The sequence below is a fragment of the Streptomyces sp. ICC1 genome, from assembly GCF_003287935.1.
Taxonomy (GTDB): domain Bacteria; phylum Actinomycetota; class Actinomycetes; order Streptomycetales; family Streptomycetaceae; genus Streptomyces; species Streptomyces tritrimontium.
The window spans coordinates 4,932,212-4,952,973 of the sequence record NZ_CP030287.1; the positions used below are offsets into that span (position 1 = coordinate 4,932,212).

22 protein-coding genes are annotated in these 20,762 nt (G+C 72.2%); 16 read left to right on the forward strand and 6 right to left on the reverse strand.

What is annotated here, in order from left to right; all coding sequences use genetic code 11:
• Nucleotides 1-49: 49 nt before the first annotated feature.
• Nucleotides 50-544: a DUF3515 domain-containing protein gene (locus tag DRB96_RS23350; RefSeq protein WP_112450217.1), complete on the reverse strand. Its 495-nt coding sequence runs from the start codon at nucleotides 542-544 to the stop codon at nucleotides 50-52.
• Between the two features lie 23 nt (nucleotides 545-567).
• Entirely contained in the window at nucleotides 568-801 is a 234-nt protein-coding gene (locus DRB96_RS23355) for an Lrp/AsnC ligand binding domain-containing protein (protein WP_112450218.1), read from the reverse strand.
• A gap of 245 nt (nucleotides 802-1,046) precedes the next feature.
• Between DRB96_RS23355 and DRB96_RS23360 the strand changes: the two genes are divergently transcribed.
• Nucleotides 1,047-2,030 (forward strand): thiamine-phosphate kinase, encoded by a 984-nt coding sequence (locus DRB96_RS23360; RefSeq protein ID WP_112450219.1) that lies wholly within the window; start codon nucleotides 1,047-1,049, stop codon nucleotides 2,028-2,030.
• Nucleotides 2,027-2,845 (forward strand): bifunctional hydroxymethylpyrimidine kinase/phosphomethylpyrimidine kinase, encoded by an 819-nt coding sequence (gene thiD / locus DRB96_RS23365; RefSeq protein ID WP_112450220.1) that lies wholly within the window; start codon nucleotides 2,027-2,029, stop codon nucleotides 2,843-2,845. Before DRB96_RS23360 ends, thiD begins: the two co-directional genes overlap by 4 nt.
• A gap of 143 nt (nucleotides 2,846-2,988) precedes the next feature.
• On the opposite strand, the gene rpmB is transcribed toward thiD, so the two are convergent.
• Nucleotides 2,989-3,174, reverse strand: coding sequence for a 50S ribosomal protein L28 (gene rpmB, locus DRB96_RS23370; protein ID WP_073911113.1), 186 nt, complete (start codon nucleotides 3,172-3,174; stop codon nucleotides 2,989-2,991).
• 281 nt (nucleotides 3,175-3,455) lie between these two features.
• Between rpmB and DRB96_RS23375 the strand changes: the two genes are divergently transcribed.
• Both DRB96_RS23375 and DRB96_RS23380 read left to right on the forward strand, forming a co-directional pair.
• On the forward strand, nucleotides 3,456-4,418 hold the full coding sequence (locus DRB96_RS23375) for a GlxA family transcriptional regulator (protein WP_112450221.1): 963 nt from the start codon (nucleotides 3,456-3,458) through the stop codon (nucleotides 4,416-4,418).
• A 38-nt stretch (nucleotides 4,419-4,456) separates the two neighbouring features.
• Nucleotides 4,457-5,095 carry a DJ-1/PfpI family protein gene (locus DRB96_RS23380; RefSeq protein WP_112450222.1) on the forward strand — a complete coding sequence of 213 codons (639 nt, stop codon included), beginning with the start codon at nucleotides 4,457-4,459 and terminating at the stop codon, nucleotides 5,093-5,095.
• Here the strand turns inward: DRB96_RS23380 and DRB96_RS23385 are convergent.
• Nucleotides 5,070-5,819, reverse strand: coding sequence for an enoyl-CoA hydratase-related protein (locus DRB96_RS23385; protein WP_112450223.1), 750 nt, complete (start codon nucleotides 5,817-5,819; stop codon nucleotides 5,070-5,072). The two genes, DRB96_RS23380 and DRB96_RS23385, sit on opposite strands and share 26 nt — an antisense overlap.
• 234 nt (nucleotides 5,820-6,053) lie before the next feature.
• Here DRB96_RS23385 and DRB96_RS23390 point away from each other — a divergent pair, with 234 nt between their 5' ends.
• Together DRB96_RS23390 and DRB96_RS23395 are read left to right on the forward strand one after the other, a co-directional pair.
• On the forward strand, nucleotides 6,054-6,665 hold the full coding sequence (locus tag DRB96_RS23390; protein ID WP_239516840.1) for a DUF308 domain-containing protein: 612 nt from the start codon (nucleotides 6,054-6,056) through the stop codon (nucleotides 6,663-6,665).
• A 130-nt stretch (nucleotides 6,666-6,795) separates the two neighbouring features.
• Entirely contained in the window at nucleotides 6,796-7,314 is a 519-nt protein-coding gene (locus DRB96_RS23395; RefSeq protein ID WP_112453658.1) for an ATP-binding protein, read from the forward strand.
• Nucleotides 7,315-7,411: 97 nt separating this feature from the next.
• Here the strand turns inward: DRB96_RS23395 and idi are convergent, their stop codons facing one another.
• Complete coding sequence (gene idi, locus DRB96_RS23400; protein WP_112450225.1) at nucleotides 7,412-8,011, reverse strand: isopentenyl-diphosphate Delta-isomerase; 600 nt, start codon at nucleotides 8,009-8,011, stop codon at nucleotides 7,412-7,414.
• Between the two features lie 157 nt (nucleotides 8,012-8,168).
• The gene (locus DRB96_RS23405) at nucleotides 8,169-9,401 is read right to left on the reverse strand and encodes a bifunctional class I SAM-dependent methyltransferase/N-acetyltransferase (protein WP_239516839.1); all 1,233 of its coding nucleotides are present in this window, start codon (nucleotides 9,399-9,401) and stop codon (nucleotides 8,169-8,171) included.
• A 496-nt stretch (nucleotides 9,402-9,897) separates the two neighbouring features.
• Here DRB96_RS23405 and DRB96_RS23410 point away from each other — a divergent pair, with 496 nt between their 5' ends.
• The 10 genes from DRB96_RS23410 to hpnE all read left to right on the forward strand — a co-directional run bounded on the left by DRB96_RS23410 (nucleotide 9,898) and on the right by hpnE (nucleotide 20,700).
• Nucleotides 9,898-11,685 carry a DUF5941 domain-containing protein gene (locus DRB96_RS23410; protein ID WP_112450227.1) on the forward strand — a complete coding sequence of 596 codons (1,788 nt, stop codon included), beginning with the start codon at nucleotides 9,898-9,900 and terminating at the stop codon, nucleotides 11,683-11,685.
• Nucleotides 11,682-12,434: a phosphocholine cytidylyltransferase family protein gene (locus tag DRB96_RS23415; RefSeq protein ID WP_112450228.1), complete on the forward strand. Its 753-nt coding sequence runs from the start codon at nucleotides 11,682-11,684 to the stop codon at nucleotides 12,432-12,434. The genes DRB96_RS23410 and DRB96_RS23415 overlap by 4 nt, the downstream gene beginning before the upstream one ends.
• A complete protein-coding gene (locus DRB96_RS23420) occupies nucleotides 12,422-13,483 on the forward strand; it encodes an iron-containing alcohol dehydrogenase family protein (protein ID WP_112450229.1) in 1,062 nt (353 codons plus the stop codon). The genes DRB96_RS23415 and DRB96_RS23420 overlap by 13 nt, the downstream gene beginning before the upstream one ends.
• Nucleotides 13,461-14,240, forward strand: coding sequence for a CDP-alcohol phosphatidyltransferase family protein (locus tag DRB96_RS23425; RefSeq protein WP_112450230.1), 780 nt, complete (start codon nucleotides 13,461-13,463; stop codon nucleotides 14,238-14,240). Before DRB96_RS23420 ends, DRB96_RS23425 begins: the two co-directional genes overlap by 23 nt.
• Complete coding sequence (locus tag DRB96_RS23430) at nucleotides 14,237-15,130, forward strand: glycosyltransferase (RefSeq protein ID WP_112450231.1); 894 nt, start codon at nucleotides 14,237-14,239, stop codon at nucleotides 15,128-15,130. Before DRB96_RS23425 ends, DRB96_RS23430 begins: the two co-directional genes overlap by 4 nt.
• A 96-nt stretch (nucleotides 15,131-15,226) precedes the next feature.
• Complete coding sequence (locus tag DRB96_RS23435) at nucleotides 15,227-16,156, forward strand: ABC transporter permease (protein ID WP_112450232.1); 930 nt, start codon at nucleotides 15,227-15,229, stop codon at nucleotides 16,154-16,156.
• Nucleotides 16,149-16,928 (forward strand): ABC transporter ATP-binding protein, encoded by a 780-nt coding sequence (locus DRB96_RS23440; protein ID WP_112450233.1) that lies wholly within the window; start codon nucleotides 16,149-16,151, stop codon nucleotides 16,926-16,928. Before DRB96_RS23435 ends, DRB96_RS23440 begins: the two co-directional genes overlap by 8 nt.
• 340 nt (nucleotides 16,929-17,268) lie before the next feature.
• Nucleotides 17,269-18,249 carry a squalene synthase HpnC gene (gene hpnC / locus DRB96_RS23445; RefSeq protein ID WP_275432015.1) on the forward strand — a complete coding sequence of 327 codons (981 nt, stop codon included), beginning with the start codon at nucleotides 17,269-17,271 and terminating at the stop codon, nucleotides 18,247-18,249.
• A gap of 62 nt (nucleotides 18,250-18,311) precedes the next feature.
• Nucleotides 18,312-19,235, forward strand: a complete 924-nt coding sequence (gene hpnD / locus DRB96_RS23450) for a presqualene diphosphate synthase HpnD (protein ID WP_112453660.1) — start codon at nucleotides 18,312-18,314, stop codon at nucleotides 19,233-19,235.
• Nucleotides 19,236-19,326: 91 nt separating this feature from the next.
• Nucleotides 19,327-20,700 (forward strand): hydroxysqualene dehydroxylase HpnE, encoded by a 1,374-nt coding sequence (hpnE, locus tag DRB96_RS23455; protein ID WP_112450234.1) that lies wholly within the window; start codon nucleotides 19,327-19,329, stop codon nucleotides 20,698-20,700.
• Nucleotides 20,701-20,762 lie beyond the last annotated feature (62 nt).

Genomic DNA, 20,762 nt, shown 5'->3' on the forward strand with positions numbered 1-20,762 from the left:
TGAGGTGCGGGCGCCGGGCGGCGCGCCGCCCGGCGGGCGGGCGCGCGGGTCAGTACGAGGAGATGCCCTCCGGCACGGTCTTGGCGATCGCGGCGGACAGGCCCACCAGCATGCCCGCATCCGTGGCATGCTCCTTGTCGACCAGGACCTCCGTGTACGCCAGCCGCATCCCGGTGGTGAACCGGTAGCCGCCGTCGTCCAGCTTCTCCAGGAGCCAGCCGACACCGTTCACCTCGACGCCGTCCTGCTTCGGATCCAGCATCTTCCCGGGCCTGGGGATACCGCACCGCAGTACGATCGCGGAGCCGCCCCACGCGGCGGTCAGATCGGACGCCGGAACCGCCGGAGTCCGGTCCTTGCCGGACACCGTCCCGGGGAGCTCCTTGTGCAACGCCGCACAGAAGCCCGCGACATCGGCGGGCGGGGCGGACGGAAGGCTCACGCGAGCCTCGGAGTCACCCGGCGAACAGCCCGCGAGGGCCGCCGGAGCGGCCAGCGCGGTCAGTGCGGCGAGCAGAGAGAAGGGCCGGCGGTGTCGTGACATCACCGGCCAAGAGTAGACGGGGGCTACAGATGGACCACCGGGCAGGTCAAGGTGCGGGTGATCCCCTCCACCTGCTGGACCTTGGCCACGACCATGCGACCGAGGTCGTCCACGGTGTCGGCCTGGGCGCGCACGATCACGTCGTACGGGCCCGTCACGTCCTCGGCCTGGATCACCCCCGCGATCTGCGCGATGGACTCGGCGACGAACGACGCCTTGCCCACCTCGGTCTGGATGAGGATGTACGCCTGTACCACGGAACCTCCAGGGCGGCCACGAGGATCATTTCCCCTACCCTTCGGGTGGGCCCGGGGATGACGGGTGGGCCCAGGGAAGAAGGGACGCCACGGTACCGCGTCGCCGAGCGCCGCGGGGAGACCCGCGGGTCCGGCGGCGCGCAGAGCGGGGCGTACGGAGAGCAGAAGTTGACGTATCTGTTGACGGTACCCAGAGCTGTGACGGCTCGCGACCGCAAGCGGACTGGGCAAGAAGGGGCACAGCGATGAAGGGCACTGTGGGCGAGCTGGGGGAGTTCGGGCTCATTCGAGAGCTCACCTCACGGCTCACCACCACCCCGGCGGTCCGGGTCGGACCGGGCGACGACGCCGCGGTGGTCTCGGCCCCCGACCGGCGGGTCGTGGCGAGCACCGACATCCTGCTGGAGGGCAGGCACTTCCGGCGCGACTGGTCCACGGCCTACGACGTCGGCCGCAAGGCCGCCGCGCAGAACCTCGCCGACATCGCCGCCATGGGCGCGGTGCCGACCGCGCTCCTGCTCGGCCTCGTCGTCCCGGCCGAGCTGCCGGTCACCTGGCCCACCGAGCTGATGGACGGCATCCGCGACGAATGCCAGGTCGCCGGCGCGGCCGTCGTCGGCGGCGACGTGGTCCGCGGCGACCTCATCACCGTCGCCATCACCGCGCTCGGCGACCTGCGCAACCACGAGCCCGTGCTGCGCTCCGGCGCCCAGCCCGGCGATGTCGTGGCCGTCACCGGCTGGCTCGGCTGGTCCGCGGCCGGCTTCGCGGTGCTCTCGCGCGGCTTCCGCTCGCCGCGGGCCTTCGTCGAGGCCCACCGGCGCCCCGAGCCGCCGTACCACGCGGGCCCCGCGGCCGCCGGACTCGGCGCCACCGCCATGACCGACGTCAGCGACGGCCTGATCGCCGACCTCGGGCACATCGCCGAGGCCAGCAAGGTACGGATCGACCTGCGCTCGGCGGCCGTCGACATCCCGACGCAGATGCACGACATCGGCCAGGCCGTCGGCGTGGACCCGCTCCAGTGGGTCCTGACCGGGGGAGAGGACCACGCCATCGTGGCCACCTTCCCGCCCGACGTGAAGCTCCCCGCCCGCTGGAAGGTCATCGGGGAGGTGCAGAACCGCTCCGCACTGCCCCAGGTGACCGTCGACGGCGCCCCCTGGACCAGCACCGGCGGCTGGGACCACTTCGGCGGCGACCAGGCCCCCGAGGAGGTCCCGCGATGAGCGGGTCCCCCCAGGGCCGCCCGCACCCGCCGCTGTGCCTGACCGTCGCCGGATCCGACTCCGGCGGCGGCGCGGGCATCCAGGCCGACCTCAAGACGATGATGGCGCTCGGGGTCCACGGGATGAGCGTGGTGACCGCTGTGACCGCGCAGAACTCCCGCGGTGTCAAAGGCGTCTGGGAACTGCCCGTCGAAGCCGTCAAGGGCCAGTACAGGGCCGTGGTGGACGACATCGGCGTGCAGGCCGTCAAGACGGGCATGCTCGCCAGCGCCGTGCTCGTGGAAACCGTCGCCGAGCTCCTCGCCGGGACCCGCGCCCCGGCCGTCGTGGACCCGGTCGGGGTCTCCAAGCACGGGGACCCGCTGCTCGCCGCCACGGCGCTGGACGCCGTGCGCAAGGAACTGCTGCCCCGGGCCACCGTGGCGACCCCCAACCTCGACGAGGTGACCCAGCTCACCGGCGTTGTCGTGCGGACCGAGGACGACATGCGCCGCGCCGCCGACGCGGTCCTCGCCTACGGGCCGGCGTGGGCGCTGGTCAAGGGCGGCCACCTCGCCGTGCACGGGGACGAGGCCGTGGACCTGCTGACGGACGGCTCGACCGAGCTCTGGCTCCGCGCCCCCCGCCACGACAACCGGCACACGCACGGCACCGGCTGCACGCTCGCCAGCGCGATCGCGGCGGGCCTGGCCATGGGCCGGGAGGTCCCCGAGGCCGTCACGGAGGCCAAGGAGTACGTCACGGGCGCCATCGCGGCCGGCTTCGCGCTGGGCGCGGGCATCGGACCGGTGGACCACGCCTGGCGCCGGCGCTGAAACGCCCGCAGGGCCTGCTCCACCCCGCGACTTCACGGGATGGGGCAGGCCCTGCGGGTTCGATCAGGCAAAGCAAGAGGCCGGTCCACCAGGTGGACCGGCCTTCTCAGCAACCGGAAAGGACTGCGCTACGACGGAAGGCGTCAGCGCGAGACCTTGCCGGCCTTGATGCACGAGGTGCAGGCGTTGAGGCGCTTCGGCGTCCCATTGACCACGGCACGGACACGCTGGATGTTCGGGTTCCAGCGACGCGAGGTGCGGCGGTGCGAGTGGGAAATGCTGTTGCCGAAGCTCGGCCCCTTGGCGCAAACGTCGCAGTTGGCAGCCACAGGTCACTCCAAAGACTTCAGATGCACTTACAGTGAATTCCGGCGCACCGGAATCAGGAAGTCTGAAGTGGTTTGCCGGAGGATGGCCCGACTCTCATCGGGCAACCGGAGCAGCATACAACGCCTGCCTCGGTCCGAGAAAACTACCACGGCCGCCGCCGCCCCCGCCCCGGGGTCCCGCGGGGAAGGGGGGCGCGGTACGACGAAAGGATCGCACCATGGCCGGATAGGTGGGATCCACGTCATTGCGGCCATGGGACGCGGTGTCACACCATGAGGTCATGTCGCTCCGAAACGTGCTCGTCGTCCTCTACGACGGTGTGCAGAGCCTGGACGTCACCGGGCCGGTCGAGGTCTTCGCCGGCGCCGACCGGCACCCCGGCCCGGCCCGCTATGCCCTGCGGACCGTCTCGCTCGGCGGCGCCCCCGTCCGGACGGGCAGCGGGCTGACCCTCGTCCCCGACGGGGAGCTGGAGGGCGAGTGCCCGGCCGCCGGAACCACGCTGCTCGTGCCGGGCGGGCGGTACACCGGGGACTTCGAACCCCGGCTCACCGACTGGCTGCGCGCGCACGGGAGGCACGCCGAGCGGCTGGTGTCCGTGTGCACCGGGGGACTGCTGCTGGCCGAGGCCGGGCTGCTGGACGGCCGGCGCGCGACGACCCACTGGTACGTGTGCGAGCAGATGGCCCGGGACTACCCCGCCGTGGCCGTCGAACGGGACCCGATCTACGTCCGGGACGGGCCGGTGGCCACCTCGGCCGGGGTGACGGCGGGCATCGACCTGGCGCTGGCCCTCGTGGAGGAGGACCACGGGCCGGAGCTGGCCCTCTCGATCGCCCGGCACCTGGTGGTCTTCCTGCGGCGGCCCGGGAACCAGGCGCAGTTCAGCGCGCAGCTCGCGGCGCAGACGGCCCGGCGGGAGCCGCTGAAGGAGGTGCAGCACTGGATCACGGAGCACCCGGGGGAGGACCTCAGCGTGGAGGCGCTCGCGGCGCGCGCCGCGCTGTCGCCCCGGCACTTCGCGCGGGCCTTCCAGGCGGAGACGGGGGTGCCGCCGGGGCGGTACGTGGAGCGCGTACGGGTGGAGCACGCCCGGCGGCTCCTCGAAGAGGGCGGCGAGGGCGTCGCCCAGATCTCCCGGGCCTGCGGCTACGGCACCCCCGAAGCCCTCCGCCGCGCCTTCGTGAAGACCCTGGGCCAGTCCCCGGCCGAGTACCGCCGGCGCTTCGGCACACCCGGCTGATCCCGACCCGTCCGTCCGACAACCGCTCCGGAGGAGCCATGCAGATCGCCGTACTGCTCTACGACCAGTTCACCGCCCTCGACGCCGTCGGGCCCTTCGACACCCTCGGCCGCCTCCAGGGCGCGGAGACCGTCTTCGTCTCCGAGCACCCCGGGCCCGTGCGGACCGACAACGGCTCGCTCGAGCTCGTCGCGGACAAGGGGCTCGGCGAGGTGACGCGGCCGGACATCGTCATCGTGCCCGGAGGGCCGTCCTCCGACGGGCAGATGAAGAACCCCGTCGTCCTCGACTGGCTGCGGGCCGTCGACGCCACCACGACCTGGACCACCTCGGTCTGCACCGGTTCGACGCTGCTCGCCGCCGCCGGCCTGCTCGACGGGCGGCGGGCCACCAGCCACTGGCTGTACCTGGACCGGCTGCCCCCGTACGGGGCGCTGCCCGCCGAGGAGCGGGTGGTCTTCGACGGGAAGTACGTGACCGCGGCCGGGGTCTCCGCGGGGATCGACATGGGGCTCGCACTCCTCGGCCGCATCGCGGGCGACGAGTACGCGCAGACCGTGCAGCTGATGACCGAGTACGACCCGCAGCCGCCCTACGACGCGGGTTCCCCGCGGAAGGCGCCCGCCGACATCGTCGCGCGGCTGCGCGCGTTCAGCCCTGCGGCGGAGTCCAGGTGAAGGCGGGCGGCCGCCGCTCCAGGAACGCGGCGACGCCTTCCGCGACGTCGCCGCTTCCGGCGGCCTGCGCCGCCCAGTGCCCGTCGCGGTCGGTGCGGCCGTCCGCGAACTCCTTCGCGGCGGCCTGGGTGAGCTGCGAGCGCGAGGCGAGGATCCGGGTGAACTCGGCGACCCGCTTGTCGAGTTGGCCGGCGGGCAGCAGCTCGTCCAGGAAGCCGGTCCGCAGCGCCCGGTCCGCGTCGGTCAACTCCGCTGAGAACAGCAGGTACTTGGCGGCCGACGGGCCGACCAGCGCCGTCAGCCGCCGCGTCGAGGAGGCCGGGTACACGATGCCCAGCTTCGCCGGCGTGACGCCGAAGGAGGAGCCCTCCTCGGCGAAGCGCAGGTCGCAGGCGGCCGCCAGCTGGCTGCCGCCGCCCACGCAGAACCCGCGGATCGCGGCGAGCGTGGGCTTGGGGAAGGCGGCCAGCGCCTCCTCCGCCGCCACGGCCAGGGCCTGCGGGTCGTCGTCGCCGGTCAGGGAGGAGATGTCGGCGCCCGCGCAGAAGGTCCCGCCGGCTCCCGTCAGGACCAGCACCCGTACGGCGGAGTCGGCCGCGAGTCCGGCCAGCAGCCCGGGCAGGGCGCGCCACATGGCCGCCGTCATGGCGTTGCGCTTGGCGGGGTGCGAGATCACGACGGTGGCGACCCCGTCGGAGACCGAGGGGAGGAGGGCTGCGTCCATGCGCCGGATGCTATCCCGGACGGTCAAACCTATGATCAAAAGACCGGTCCCCGGCAGCTCGGTGGACCGGCCGTCAGGGAGTCCGTCCGGGGGGTGCTGAAAGGTGGCGCGTCCATGGGCGCAGACCGTACCGAGCGTGCAGAGGGCAACAAGGACGGCAAGGGCGTCACGGGCAGCAAGGGCAGCAAGGGCGGCAAGGACGACAAGAAGCACGTCAGCCGCAGCTTCGGGGTGATGGCCCTGCTCGGGGTGCTGCTGGTGCTGGCAGGGCTGGTGGGCCTCGTCTACACCGCTGCCGCCACCCTGACCACGATGTTCCTCTTCGGCTGGCTGCTGCTGGCCGGCGGTGCGGTCGGTCTGCTGCAGGCGGTGCAGTCCCGCAAGAGCAACTACTTCTGGCTCGCCGTCATCGTCGCCGCGATCAACATCGCGGCCGGTTTCGTGATCCTGCGCCGCCCGGAGGCGAGCGCGGAGGCGCTGACCATGTTCGCCGCGCTGCTGTTCCTCACCGGCGGCGTGTTCCGGCTGGCGGGCGCCGTGGTGGTGCGCGGGGCGCACTTCGGGCTGACGCTGGTCCAGGGGGCCTTCGGCATCCTGCTGGGCCTGCTGATCCTGTCGAACTGGCCCGGCAACAGTCTGTACGTGATCGGAGCGTTCTTCTCCCTGGCGCTGTTGTTCGACGGCCTGAGCCTGATCGCCCTGGGCATGGGCGCGCGCCGCATCCTGGGTTTGGTCAGGGACGACGAGGAGCGGGCGGCGCCGGCGGCGGTCCCGGGCGCGACGGCCGAGCCCGGCGGGGCCGCCGGGAAGTGGCCCGCAGAAGATCAGGAACAGTCGAACAACTGACTCTGTCATACGCCAGTGGTCAGAAAGTGTCCGATTGACGCTGACTTCTGGTCAGTGGTCCGGCCCGGACCGCTCCGGTCCCCACTCTTGACGCGTGGAGACGATCGAGCGTGAAGACGGGGGCCGGGAGATGGATGGCAGCGGGAGCGTCCCGCCAGTCGAGGGGGGCGAGCCGGAGGTAGCGGCTGCCCCCCTCGCATATGAGGGAGTGTGGCGTTTCACGGCTCCCGCAGTAGAAGAATCCGTTCCGCAGGCCCGCCGCGCGGTGCGCGACCTGCTCGGCCGCCAGGAGGTGCCGGCCGATCGGGACCTGGTGTACTCCCTGCTGCTGATCGTCTCCGAACTGGTGACGAACTCGGTCCGGCACGCGGCCCTGCTCTCGCCGGAGGTCGCGGTCGAAGTCGCCATCGGCCGGGAGTGGGTACGGGTGGCCGTCGAGGACAACCACCCCTACCGCCCCAAGGCGCTGGAGGCCGACTTCGGCCAGACCGGCGGCCGGGGCCTGCTCCTCGTCAGGGAGATCACGCTGGAGGCCGGCGGGGTCTGCGACGTGGAGCACACCTCCACGGGCGGGAAGGTGATCTGGGCGGCCCTGCCGCTCAGCACGCCCGCCGCCTCGCCGGCCGCCACCCCGACCTCGGCGGTCTGAGCGGCGTACGGCGTGCAAGGCATACAAGGCGTGCACGGCGTGCACGGCGTGCAAGGCGCGTACGGCAGCACGGCCCCGGCCGTACGGCGGCCAGGGGCTACCAGCCCGCCGCGTCACCCGTCAGTTCGCGGATCGCGGGCCGGGCCGCGTCCAGCACGGTCATGAACCAGGCCGAGAACGGAACCTCGGCGTGCCGCTTGGCCAGTTCCCCGGCCGTCACGAAAGCGGTGTCCGCGATCTCCTCCGGATCCGGTCGCACCGAGGCCTGCGCGAGTCCCACGAACAGGTGGTTGTACTCCTGCTCCACGAGGCCCGACGCCGGGTCCGGGTGGTTGTAGCGCACGGTCCCGGCCTGGGCGAGCAGCGAGGGCGACAATCCCAGCTCCTCGTAGGTCCGCCGGGCCGCGGCCGCGAAGGGCGACTCCCCGGGGTAGGGGTGACCGCAGCACGTGTTCGACCAGACGCCGGGGGAGTGGTACTTCCCGAGGGCGCGCTGCTGGAGCAGCATGCGGCCCTGCTCGTCGAAGAGGAACACGGAGAACGCGCGGTGCAGCAGACCGGGGGCCTGGTGGGCGGAGAGCTTCTCCGCCGTGCCGATGGTGCTGCCGGACTCGTCGACCAGTTCGAGCATGATCGGTTCTTGAGTGCCGGTGCCGGTGGACGCGCTGTTCGCGGCGGTGGCTGGTGTGGTCGGCATACCCATCCTTCGCTTCGGACTTCGGCCTTCAGTCTGCCGTACAAAAGCCACTACCCCTGACTTCGGGGATCCGCGCATGTCCGCCCCCCGCCGCGTGATATGCGGCGGGGGGCGGACCGGTTCAGCCCGTCGGTTCGTCAGCCCGGCGGGCCGTGCGTCAGAGCCCGAACGGGGCCGGATAGCGGATCGTGCCCGCGGGCACCGCCGCGCCGTCGTCGAGCACCAGCGCCATCATCACCTCGTCGGGGACCTCGAAGGGCGCCCGGATCCCGAAGCGCGAAGCCGGCACGAAACCGAAGCGCGGGTAGTACTCGGGATGCCCGAGGACCAGGACCAGCGCCTCGCCCCGCTCGCGGGCCGCCGCGAGCAGCGCCCGTACGACCGCGCTGCCCGCGCCCGAGCGCTGGAGCGCGGGATCGGCGGCCACCGGCGCGAGCGCGAGCGCGGGGACCCCGTCCACCTCGCACCGGGTCAGCAGGGCGTGCGCCGCGACCGACCCGTCCGGGCCCTCGGCCACGTAGGACAGGCCGGGCAGCCAGGAGGCGTCCGTGCGCAGCGCGTCCACGAGGTCCGCCTCGGCGGGGGTCTCGAAGGCGGCCGAGTTCAGCGCGTGGACCGCGGCCGTGTCGGCCCCGGTCTCCGGGCGGGTGGGCCAGGCGTCGCCGTCGCCGGCCGTGACCGGGCGCAGGACGTAGGCCGTGTACCCGTACTCGTGCCCGTGCCGCTCCCGTACGCCGATCTCCTCGCGCACGAAGTCCAGCGCGGCCGCGGCCTGCGGCCCGGCCGGCTCCGGGGCCGCGGCGGCCCGCTCGCCGAGCGGGCCGTAGTACGCGGCCCAGTCGGAGTCGGGCTGGTGGTGGACGCCGAGCACCCGGTACCCGGCGGCCTGGACGGCGGACAGGTTCCGGGCGGTGGAGCGCAGCGCGTAGTGCGGGTCCCAGAAGGCGCGGACCCCGGCGGAGGGCTCCTCGACGGTCCACTCGCACTCGCTCAGCACGAGGGTGCCGCCGGGTGCCAGGAGCCGCTTCCACCGCGCGAGCGCGGTGGCGAAGCCGATGTTGTAGGCGGAGCCCTCGGCCCACAGGAGGTCGAAGGAACCGTCCGGACAGGGGAGGTCGCCCATGTCCGCCTTGACGGCGTGGACGCGGTCGGTGAGCCCGCGGGCCGCGGCGGCCGTACGGAGTTCGTCGAGGAAGCCGTCGTTCAGATCGACGGCGGTGACCTCGGCGCCCCGGCTTCCCGCCTCGGCGGCGAGCAGCAGGGCGCCGGCACCCGGACCGCAGCCCAGATCGAGGACGCGCGGCCGCTCGGGCAGCGGTCCGCACAGGGACAGCAGGTGGCGGGTGGTCGCCTCGGAGCCGGGGGACTGCCGGGGCAGGCCGCGGTGCAGCTCGAAGAACGCCTCGAAGAACGGGTCGCCCTGCGTGCTGAAGTCGGTGGTGCGGGAGTTGCCGGTGTCGGTGGTGCCGGCGGTGTGGTCTGTGAGGTCGGTCAACGTGAACCCTTGAACGAGGGCTCCGGCCGACGAGGCCGAGAAGGTCAGGCCTGGCCGGATGCCCGGAAGGAAGAGGGGATGTACCGGAGTGCGTCGCTGCCCATGGCCGCGACCTCTGCGACGGTCATCAACCCACCTCTTTCTCGATCAGTTCCGTTTGAGACGTATGCACGCTTTTCGTACATGTCTGCGATCAACCTAGCACCGAGGCGGTTTGAGTCCCCCGGAGTTCTCGTCAATGATGATCGCCTCAGGGCGCACAGCCCCGGAATCTTCGGCTTATCGGGGCGTAAACGGGTGGTGAACCCCTCCTTCCGTTCATCCGATAGCCTCTGCCGACGTGCCGCCGCCCCCGGCGCACGTCCCGTGTTCGTGCAAGGAGTGAGTTCGTCTGCCGACCGTCATCCTTACCGGCCTGCCGGTGCCCGGATCACCGCTCGCCGACGAGCTGCGCTCCCTCGGCTTCGACGTCCGCCCCGCCGCCACCCCGCGCGACACCGCCGCCGCCCTGGCCCTCGTACCCGCCGATCAGCGGGTGGCCGTCGTGGACAGCGGGTTCGTCGGGCACACGCACGCGCTGCGGCTCGCGCTGACCGACCCGCGGTTCGACGCCTGCGCCGTGACCGGCGCCTTCGCCGTCCAGCCGGGCGCCCGTGCGGCCCTGGACCGGGCCGCCGCCCCGGCCGCGGCCGACGCGGGGACCGGCCCGTACCCCGACCGGCTGGCCGCCGCGGTCGAGGCCGCCGGCACCGCCGTCCAGCGCCCCGAACTGGGCACGCTCGTCGCCACCGTCCCGGCGGGCGCCGCCGAGCGCGACGCGGCCGCCGCGAGGGTGGCCGCCGTCGACGACGAGGCCGTCCGGCTGCGCACCGCCGTGAAGTCCCGGGACGGGTTCTTCACCACCTTCTTCATCAGCCCGTACTCGCGCTACATCGCCCGCTGGTGCGCGCGCCGCGGCCTGACCCCGAACCAGGTCACCACCGCCTCCCTGGTCACCGCGCTGATCGCGGCCGGCTGCGCCGCCACCGGCGACCGCTGGGGCTACGTCGCGGCCGGCGTACTGCTCCTCTTCTCCTTCGTCCTGGACTGCACGGACGGGCAGCTCGCCCGCTACTCGCTCCAGTACTCGACGATGGGCGCCTGGCTCGACGCGACCTTCGACCGCGCCAAGGAGTACTCCTTCTACGCGGGCCTCGCGCTCGGTGCCGCCAGGAACGGGGACGACGTCTGGGCCCTGGCGCTCGGCGCCATGATCCTGATGACCTGCCGCCACGTCGTGGACTTCTCCTTCAACGAGGCCAACCACGACGCGACCGCCAACACCAGCCCCACCGCCGCCCTCTCCGACAAGCTCGACAGCGTCGGCTGGACGGTCTGGGTCCGGCGGATGATCATCCTCCCGATCGGCGAGCGCTGGGCCATGATCGCGGCGCTGACCGCCGTGACCACCCCCCGGATCGTCTTCTACGCGCTGCTCGTCGGCTGCGCCTTCGGCGCGCTCTACACCACCGCCGGCCGGGTCCTGCGCTCGCTGACCCGCAGGGCGAAGCGGACCGACCGGGCCGCCCAGGCCCTCGCGGACCTCGCGGACTCGGGCCCGATCGCCGAGCTCGCGGGCCGTGCGTTCGGCCGGCTGGCCCCCGGCGCCGGCATCGCCGCGGCCGTGATCGGCTCGGTGGCGCTGCTGTGGACGGCCTGGGCCCACGAGTTCGGCGCCCGCCAGGTGGTCGTCGCCGCCGTGTTCTACGCCGTGCTCGCCGGAGCGGCCGTCGCCCGGCCCCTCAAGGGCGCCCTCGACTGGCTCGTGCCGCCCGTCTTCCGGGCCGCCGAGTACACCACCGTGCTGATCCTCGCCGCCAAGGCGGACGTCCCCGGGGCCCTTCCCGCGGCATTCGGACTGGTCGCGGCGGTCGCCTACCATCACTACGACACGGTGTACCGCATCCGCGGTGGCACCGGCGCGCCCCCGCACTGGCTGGTGCGGACGACCGGCGGACACGAGGGCCGGGTGCTGCTGACCGCGGTGCTGGCCTCCGCCCTGGCCTCGCGCGCCGCAGACTTCCCCGTCGCGCTCACGGCCATGGCCGGGTTCGTGGCACTGGTGGTGCTCGTGGAGAGCATCCGCTTCTGGGTTTCCTCCGGGGCACCCGCCGTACATGACGAAGGAGAACCAGCATGATCGGCCTCGTCCTCGCTGCCGGTGCCGGACGCCGCCTGCGTCCCTACACCGACACCCTGCCCAAGGCCCTCGTGCCCGTCGGCCCCGAAGGCGACGAGGAGAGCATCACGGTCCTCGACCTGACGCTCGGCAACTTCGCCGAGGTCGGCCTCACCGAGGTCGCCGTCGTCGTCGGCTACCGCAAGGAAGCCGTGTACGAGCGCCGGGAGGCCCTGGAGGCCAAGTACGGCGTCAAGATCACGCTGATCGACAACGACAAGGCCGAGGAGTGGAACAACGCCTACTCCCTGTGGTGCGCGCGTGAGGTCCTGAAGCAGGGCGTGATCCTCGCCAACGGCGACACCGTCCACCCGGTCTCCGTCGAGAAGACCCTGCTCGCCGCCCGCGGCGAGGGCCGGAAGATCATCCTCGCCCTCGACACGGTCAAGCACCTGGCCGACGAGGAGATGAAGGTCATCACCGACGGTGAGAAGGGCGTCCGGCGGATCACCAAGCTGATGGACCCGGCCACCGCGACCGGCGAGTACATCGGCGTCACCCTCATCGAGCCGGAGGCCGCCGAGGAGCTGGCCGAGGCCCTGAAGACCACCTTCGAGCGCGACCCCGACCTCTACTACGAGGACGGCTACCAGCAGCTCGTCAACGACGGCTTCACGATCGACGTGGCCCCCATCGGCGACGTCAAGTGGGTCGAGATCGACAACCACGACGACCTCGCCAAGGGCCGGACGATCGCATGCCAGTACTGACGAGGCTCATCCCCTCGCCCGTCGTCGTCGACATCAGCCGCGGCGCGATGGACGACCTGGCCGGCCTCCTCGCCGACCAGCGCGTCTCCACGTCCGGCAAGCTCGCGATCGCGATCAGCGGCGGCTCCGGCGCGGTGCTGCGCGCCAAGCTGGAGCCCGTGCTGCCGCACGCCGACTGGTACCCCGTCGTCGACGGGACCATCGACTCCGCGGTCAAGCTCGCCGACGACATAAAGGGTCGCCGCTACGACGCCGTCGTGGGCCTGGGCGGCGGCAAGATCATCGACGTGGCGAAGTACGCCGCGGCGCGGGTCGGCCTGCCCATGGTGGCCGTCGCCACGAACCTCTCCCACGACGGCATCTGCTCGCCGGTGTCCATCCTGGACAACGACAACGGCAGGGGCTCCTACGGAGTCCCCATGCCGATCGCGATGGTCGTGGACCTCGACGTCATCAAGGAGGCCCCGGCGCGGTTCGTCCGAGCCGGCATCGGCGACGCGATCTCCAACATCTCGGCCATCGCCGACTGGGAGCTCTCGCACCGCCTCAACGGCGAGCCCGTCGACGGCCTGGCCGCCGCCATGGCCCGTACCGCCGGTGAGTCCGTGCTGCGCCACCCCGGCGGCGTCGGCGACGACGAGTTCCTCACCGTGCTCTCCGAAGCGCTCGTCCTCTCCGGCATCGCCATGTCGATCAGCGGGGACACCCGCCCCTCGTCCGGCGCCTGCCACGAGATCAGCCACGCCTTCGACCTGCTCTACCCCGGGCGCTCCGCGCTCCACGGCGAGCAGGTCGGCCTCGGCGCCGCCTTCGCCATGCACCTGCGCGGCGCCGCCGAGAAGTCCGGGCTCTTCGTCCAGGTGCTGCGCGGCCACGGCCTGCCCGTCCTCCCCGAGGAGATCGGCTTCAGCGTCGACGAGTTCGTCGCGGCCGTCGAGTACGCCCCCCAGACCCGTCCGGGACGCTTCACGATCCTGGAGCACCTCAACTTGTCCGCAGCCGAGATCAGGGACGCTTACGCCGACTATGCCAAGACCATCCGTAGCTGAACTCCGGCCCGTCGTTCACCCGGCGGGCGTCAAGGACCGGGTCAGCGGCGAGCACTGGGGCGGGCGCCTCTACATGCGCGAGATCTCCCTGCGCATCACCCGCCTCCTGGTCACCACCAAGGTCACGCCCAACCAGCTGACCTACGTGATGACCATCGCCGGCGTGCTCGCGGCCCCGGCCCTGCTGGTGCCGGGCGTCTGGGGCGCCGTCCTCGGCGTGGTCGCGGTCCAGATGTACCTGCTGCTCGACTGCGTCGACGGCGAGGTCGCCCGCTGGAAGAAGCAGTTCTCGCTGTCCGGGGTCTACCTGGACCGGGTCGGCGCCTACCTGTGCGACGCGGCGGTGCTGGTCGGCTTCGGCCTGCGCGCCTCGGACCTGTGGGGCAGCGGGCGCATCGACTGGCTGTGGGCCTTCCTGGGCACCCTCGCGGCGCTCGGCGCGATCCTGATCAAGGCCGAGACTGACCTGGTCGGCGTCGCCCGCCACCAGGCCGGAAAGCCCGTGGTCCAGGACGCGGCGGCCACGCCGCGCTCGTCCGGCATGGCGCTCGCCCGCCGGGCCGCGGCCGCGCTCAAGTTCCACCGCCTGGTCCTCGGCATCGAGGCCTCCCTGCTCATCCTGGTGCTGGCCGTCGTGGACCAGATCCGCGGCGACCTGTACTTCACCCGCCTCGGCGTCGCGGTCCTGGCCGGCATCGCGCTGCTGCAGACCGTGCTGCACCTGGTGTCGGTCCTCGCCTCCAGCAGGCTCAAGTGACGGCCCCGATGCGGCTGGGCGCCGTCATCATCACGATGGGCAACCGCCCCGACGAGCTCAAGGCGCTCCTGGACTCGGTGGCCCAGCAGGACGGCGCCCCCGTCGAGACGGTCGTCGTCGGCCAGGGCGTGCGCCTGACCGGGCTTCCCGAGGACGTGCGCACCGTCGAGCTGCCCGAGAACCTCGGCATCCCGGGCGGCCGCAACGTCGGCATCGAGGCCTTCCGCTCCGGCGACGGCGCGGGCTTCGAGGTGGACGGCCTGCTCTTCCTCGACGACGACGGGCTGCTGGAGCGCACCGACACCGCCGAGCTGTGCCGACAGGCCTTCTCCGAGGACCCGGAGCTCGGCATCGTCAGCTTCCGGATCGCCGATCCCGAGACCGGCGAGACCCAGCGCCGCCACGTGCCCCGGCTGCGTGCCTCCGACCCGATGCGCTCCTCGCGCGTGACCACCTTCCTGGGCGGCGCCAACGCCGTCCGTACGAAGGTGTTCGAGCAGGTCGGAGACCTGCCGGGGGAGTTCTTCTACGCCCACGAGGAGACGGATCTGGCCTGGCGGGCGCTCGACGCGGGGTGGCTGATCGACTACCGCGCGGACATGGTGCTGCTGCACCCCACCACGGCCCCCTCCCGGCACGCGGTCTACCACCGTATGGTGGCTCGAAACCGGGTGTGGCTCGCCCGCCGCAACCTGCCCGCCCCGTTGGTCCCGGTCTACGTGGGCGTCTGGCTCCTGCTGACGCTCCTGCGCAGGCCCTCCCCGCCGGCGCTCAAGGCCTGGTTCGCCGGGTTCAAGGAGGGATGGACCACCTCCTGCGGTCCCCGGCGCCCCATGAAATGGCGCACGGTCTGGCGGCTGACCCGGCTGGGTCGACCGCCTGTCATCTGACACGCTCGCGTCTGAGAACATGGCGCGATCACGATCCGAGTGCCTCAGGACCGATGCCACCTTCTGCCGCATCATGAAGACGGAAAGTTTCATCTTGTGAGTGACACAACCCAGGACGGCGCCCTCGCCACGAGCAAGCCGCCGTCCGAAGACGCGGGCCTGAGCCCCGCGGAGCTGGCCGGGAAGTACGGGCTGTCCGTCAGCGGCGCCCGGCCGGGTCTGGCCGAATACGTGCGGCAGCTGTGGGACCGCCGCCACTTCATCGTGGCGTTCTCCCGGGCCAAGCTGATGGCCCAGTACAGCCAGGCGAAGCTCGGCCAGATCTGGCAGGTGGCGACCCCACTGCTGAACGCCCTGGTCTATTACTTGATCTTCGGTCTGATCCTGGACGCCGGCAAGGGCATCGAGAAGGAGGACTACATCCCCTTCTTGGTGATCGGGGTCTTCGTCTTCACCTTCACGCAGAGCTCGCTGATGGCCGGCGTCAGAGCGATCCCGGGCAACATCGGCCTGGTCCGCGCCCTGCACTTCCCGCGCGCCTCGCTGCCGATCTCGTTCTCGCTGCAGCAGCTCCAGCAGCTGATGTTCTCGATGATCGTCGTGTTCGTCGTCGCGGTCGGCTTCGGCAACTACCCCCAGCTGTCCTGGCTGCTGGTCATCCCGGCGCTGGTGCTCCAGTTCGCCTTCAACACCGGCCTCGCGCTGATCTTCGGCCGGATGGGCTCCAAGACCCCCGACCTCGCGCAGCTCATGCCGTTCGTCACGCGCACGTGGATGTACGCCTCCGGCGTCATGTTCTCGATCAGCGAGATGCTCAAGGGCAAGCCCGCGTGGATCGCGGACGTGCTCCAGTGGAACCCGGCCGCGATCTACATGGACCTGGTCCGCTTCGCGCTGATCGACGGGTACGGCCGCGAGAACCTGCCGCCGCACGTCTGGGCCTTCGCCATCGGCTGGGCCGTCCTGATCGGCCTCGGCGGTTTCGTGTACTTCTGGAAGGCTGAGGAGCGTTACGGCCGTGGCTGAGAACAACCGGGGGCACGTCCCCACCGTCATCGCCGACGACGTGCACATCGTCTACCGGGTCAACACCGGCAGCTCCGGCAGGGGCAGTGCCACCGCGGCGCTGAGCAAGATAGTCCGCCGGGGCAAGGGCGACGCGCCGGGCGTGCGCCGGGTCCACGCCGTGCGCGGGGTCTCCTTCACGGCGTACCGCGGCGAGGCCATCGGCGTCATCGGATCCAACGGCTCCGGCAAGTCGACGCTGCTGCGCGCCATCGCGGGCCTGCTGCCCTGCGAGGCGGGCAAGGTCTACACGGACGGCCAGCCCTCGCTGCTGGGTGTCAACGCGGCGCTGATGAACGACCTCACCGGTGAGCGCAACGTGGTCCTCGGCGGTCTCGCGATGGGCATGACCCGCGAGCAGATCAAGGAGCGCTACGCGGGCATCGTCGATTTCTCGGGCATCAACGAGAAGGGGGACTTCATCTCCCTGCCGATGCGCACGTACTCCTCCGGCATGGCCGCGCGACTGCGCTTCTCCATCGCCGCGGCCAAGGACCACGACGTGCTGATGATTGACGAGGCGCTGGCCACCGGTGACCGGAAGTTCCAGGTGCGTTCCGAGGAGCGCATCCGCGAACTGCGCAAGAGCGCGGGCACGGTGTTCCTGGTGAGCCACAACAACAAGTCCATCCGCGACACCTGTGACCGGGTGCTGTGGCTGGAACGGGGAGAACTCCTGATGGACGGCCCCACGGAGGAAGTCGTCTCGGCATACGAGAAGGCGACCAGCTGACGGGACCACGGACGGCCCCCGCCGCACCAAGCGGCGGGGGCCGCCGCATGCCCGAGGCGCTGTGAAAAGCCATTTGCGCGGGCGACATTCGGTAGTGGACCGAATACCCGTCGAGCCTCCGCGCCGTTGTACAGCGTAAGCTGGGCCAGTCCTCAATCGCGGGCAAGAGGGACGATTCCCTACAGGTGAATAGCCTGGGGCGCTCCGGGAAATGCCCGGCGGCGTGTCCGAAATGGGATGTATTGGGTTCGCAGTGTAGAACGGGAGATGTGACGGCAATGGCTACGGGAATTCTCCGGCCCCCAGGCACGACGGCCGTTCCCGCCACGGGCGGCGGGCGGTGACCCCGGGGCACGGCATCAGCCCCCGGCCGCACACGGTCCCCGGCACCACCGGCACCTCCGGCGTTCACGGCACCTCCGAGGCCCTTTCCGCCGCCACCGGTGCGACCCTCGACAAGGCCCGCACCGAGAACTTCCCCGTCGCCCCCGCCTTCCTGCCCCGCGCCTGGCGCGAGGGCCTGATGGCGGTCTACGGGTATGCCCGCCTGGTCGACGACATCGGCGACGGAGACCTCGCCCCGGGCGGCCGCGACGCCGTCCTCCTCGGCCTCGACCCCGCCGCCGCGGACGACCGGCCCGCCATGCTCGACGCCTTCGAGGCCGACCTGCACCGGGTCTTCGGGACCGGCGGCCCGCCCCGCCACCCCCTCATGCTGGCCCTGCAGCCCGTCGTACGCGATCACGGGCTCACCCCCGAGCCGTTCCTCGGGCTCATCGAGGCCAACCGCCAGGACCAGCGGGTCGCGCGCTACGAGACGTACGGCGACCTCGTCGCCTACTGCGAGCTCTCCGCCAACCCGGTGGGCCGCCTCGTGCTCCAGCTCACCGGCACCGCCACCCCCGAGCGGATCCGCCGCTCCGACGCCGTCTGCACCGCCCTGCAGATCGCCGAACACCTCCAGGACGTCGCCGAGGACCTCGGCCGCGACCGGATCTACCTCCCGGGCGAGGACATGCGCCGCTTCCACGTGGCCGAGGCCGACCTGAAGGCCCCGTCCGCCGGCGCCTCCGTACGCTCGCTGATCGCCTTCGAAACCGAACGGGCGCGGGACCTCCTGAACGAGGGCACACCGCTCGTGGGCAGCGTCGACGGAAGGCTCCGACTGCTGCTCGCGGGCTTCGTGGGAGGGGGCAGGGCCGCCCTGCGAGCCGTCACCGCCGCCGGCTTCGACGTCCTGCCCGGTCCGCCCAAGCCCACCAAGAGCGGCCTGCTCCGCGAGGTGGCCGCCGTCCTGCGCACAGCGCCGAGAAAGGGGTGAGCCCGACCGTGGAGGGCCCCACACACGCGTCCGCACCGGGCGCCCCGTCCGCACCGGCTCCGATGTCCGCACCGATTTCGGCCGCCTACAGCTACTGCGAGGCGGTCACCGGCGCGCAGGCGCGCAACTTCGCCTACGGCATCCGGCTGCTCCCGCTCGACAAGCGGCAGGCGATGTCCGCGCTGTACGCCTTCTCCCGGCGGGTCGACGACATCGGCGACGGCACACTGCCGCCCGAGGTCAAGCTGGCCCGGCTGGAGGAGACCCGCGCCCTGCTCGGCCGGATCCGCGCCGAGGGGATCGACGAGGACGACACCGACCCGGTCGCGGTCGCCCTCGCGCACGCCGCCCGCCGCTTCCCGATCCCGCTCGAAGGGCTCGACGAGCTCATCGACGGCGTCCTGATGGACGTGCGCGGCGAGACGTACGAGACCTGGGACGACCTCAAGGTCTACTGCCGCTGCGTCGCCGGCGCCATCGGCCGGCTCTCGCTCGGCGTGTTCGGCACGGCCCCGGCCGGCAGCCGCGACGCGGCACTGGCCGGCGAGTACGCCGACACCCTCGGCCTCGCGCTGCAACTCACCAACATCCTGCGCGACGTCCGGGAGGACGCGGGCAACGGACGCACCTACCTGCCCGCCGAGGACCTGGCCAAATTCGGCTGCTCCGAGGGCTTCCACAGTGACCGGATGCCCGCCGGCTCCGACTTCGCCGGCCTGGTCCACCACGAAGTGCGGCGCGCCCGCGCCCTGTTCGTCGAGGGCTACAAGCTGCTGCCCATGCTCGACCGGCGCAGCGGCGCCTGCGTCGCCGCCATGGCCGGCATCTACCGGCGCCTCCTGGACCGCATCGAGCGCGAGCCCGAGGCCGTGCTCCGCGGCCGGGTCTCGCTGCCGACGCACGAGAAGGCGTACGTGGCCGTCCGCGGACTCTCCGGCCTCGACGCGCGGACCATCTCGCGCCAGAGCAACCGGAGGCGGCTCTGATGGCCGCGGGCCGCCCGGCCGCACCCGCGAACGGGGCGGGAGCAACCCCGCCGCGCCCGGCGGCGTCTGTCGCAGTGACGGAGGAGGACGTATGACCGCGCACCACGCCGTGGTCGTCGGCGGCGGCCTCGCCGGCGTCACCACCGCGCTGGAACTCGCCGACGCCGGTCTGCGGGTGACGCTGCTGGAGGGCCGGCCCAGGCTCGGCGGCCTCGCGTTCTCCTTCAAGCGCGGGGACCTGACCGTCGACAACGGCCAGCACGTCTACCTGCGCTGCTGCACCGCCTACCGGTGGTTCCTCGACCGCGTCGGCGGCGCCGATCTGGCGCCCCTCCAGGACCGGCTCGACGTCCCCGTCCTCGACGCCGCCCACCCCGGCGGCCCCCGGCTCGGCAGGCTGCGCCGCAGCGCCCTGCCCGTGCCGCTGCACCTGGCCGGCTCCCTCGCCCGCTACCCCCACCTCTCGCTCGCGGAGCGCGTGAGCGTGGGGCGCGCCGCCCTCGCGCTGCGCCGCCTCGACCCCGCCGACCCGGCGCTCGACGGCCTGGACTTCGCCACCTGGCTCGCCCGCTACGGCCAGAGCCCGCGCACCATCGAGGCGTTGTGGGACCTCGTCGGCATCGCCACCCTCAACGCGACCGCCGAGCAGTCCTCGCTGGGCCTGGCCGCGATGGTCTTCAAGACCGGCCTGCTCTCCGAGAACGGCGCGGCCGACATCGGCTGGGCCCGCGTACCGCTGGGCGACCTGCACGACACGCTCGCCCGCGAGGCCCTGGACGCGGCCGGGGTGCGCACCGCGCTGCGCACCCGGGTCACCGGCATCTCCCGTACGGTGGAAGGCGGTTGGCGGGTCGACACGGAGCAGGAGTCGCTCGACGCCGACACCGTCGTGCTCGCCGTCCCGCAGCGCGAGGCACACGGGCTGCTCCCGGCCGGCGCGCTCGCCGACCCGGACAAGCTCCTCGACATCGCCACCGCTCCGATCCTCAACGTGCACGTCGTCTACGACCGCAAGGTGCTCAAGCAGCCGTTCTTCGCGGCCCTCGGCTCCCCGGTCCAATGGGTCTTCGACCGCACCGACTCCTCCGGGCTGCCCGACGGCGGCCAGTACCTGGCCCTGTCCCAGTCGGTCGCCCACGAGGACATCGACGAGCCCGTCTCGGTCCTGCGCGCCAAGTACCTGCCCGAGCTGGAACGGCTGCTGCCCGCCGCGCGCGGCGCCAAGGTGCGGGACTTCTTCGTCACCCGGGAGCGGACCGCGACCTTCGCCCCCACCCCCGGCGTCGGGCGGCTGCGGCCCGGCGCGCGGACCGACACGCCGGGGCTCTACCTCGCCGGTGCGTGGACCGCGACGGGTTGGCCCGCGACCATGGAGAGCGCCGTCCGCAGCGGACTGAGCGCGGCTCATGCCGCGCTCGGCATGCTGGGCCGCCACCGCGAACATCCCTTGCAGGAGGCGGCATGACGACCACCGGCACCACCGGCACCATCGGTACCGGCACCACAGGCACCACCGGTACCGCAGCA

Excerpts from the sequence above, each read along its gene's own strand:
- DRB96_RS23350 (WP_112450217.1), bottom strand. The coding sequence starts at position 544 with ATGTCACGACACCGCCGGCCCTTCTCTCTGCTCGCCGCACTGACCGCG.
- DRB96_RS23360 (WP_112450219.1), top strand. The coding sequence starts at position 1,047 with ATGAAGGGCACTGTGGGCGAGCTGGGGGAGTTCGGGCTCATTCGAGAG.
- thiD (WP_112450220.1), top strand. The coding sequence starts at position 2,027 with ATGAGCGGGTCCCCCCAGGGCCGCCCGCACCCGCCGCTGTGCCTGACC.
- DRB96_RS23375 (WP_112450221.1), top strand. The coding sequence starts at position 3,456 with ATGTCGCTCCGAAACGTGCTCGTCGTCCTCTACGACGGTGTGCAGAGC.
- DRB96_RS23380 (WP_112450222.1), top strand. The coding sequence starts at position 4,457 with ATGCAGATCGCCGTACTGCTCTACGACCAGTTCACCGCCCTCGACGCC.
- DRB96_RS23385 (WP_112450223.1), bottom strand. The coding sequence starts at position 5,819 with ATGGACGCAGCCCTCCTCCCCTCGGTCTCCGACGGGGTCGCCACCGTC.
- DRB96_RS23390 (WP_239516840.1), top strand. The coding sequence starts at position 6,054 with ATGGCCCTGCTCGGGGTGCTGCTGGTGCTGGCAGGGCTGGTGGGCCTC.
- DRB96_RS23395 (WP_112453658.1), top strand. The coding sequence starts at position 6,796 with ATGGATGGCAGCGGGAGCGTCCCGCCAGTCGAGGGGGGCGAGCCGGAG.
- idi (WP_112450225.1), bottom strand. The coding sequence starts at position 8,011 with ATGCCGACCACACCAGCCACCGCCGCGAACAGCGCGTCCACCGGCACC.
- DRB96_RS23415 (WP_112450228.1), top strand. The coding sequence starts at position 11,682 with ATGATCGGCCTCGTCCTCGCTGCCGGTGCCGGACGCCGCCTGCGTCCC.
- DRB96_RS23420 (WP_112450229.1), top strand. The coding sequence starts at position 12,422 with ATGCCAGTACTGACGAGGCTCATCCCCTCGCCCGTCGTCGTCGACATC.
- DRB96_RS23425 (WP_112450230.1), top strand. The coding sequence starts at position 13,461 with ATGCCAAGACCATCCGTAGCTGAACTCCGGCCCGTCGTTCACCCGGCG.
- hpnD (WP_112453660.1), top strand. The coding sequence starts at position 18,312 with ATGTCCGCACCGATTTCGGCCGCCTACAGCTACTGCGAGGCGGTCACC.
- hpnE (WP_112450234.1), top strand. The coding sequence starts at position 19,327 with ATGACCGCGCACCACGCCGTGGTCGTCGGCGGCGGCCTCGCCGGCGTC.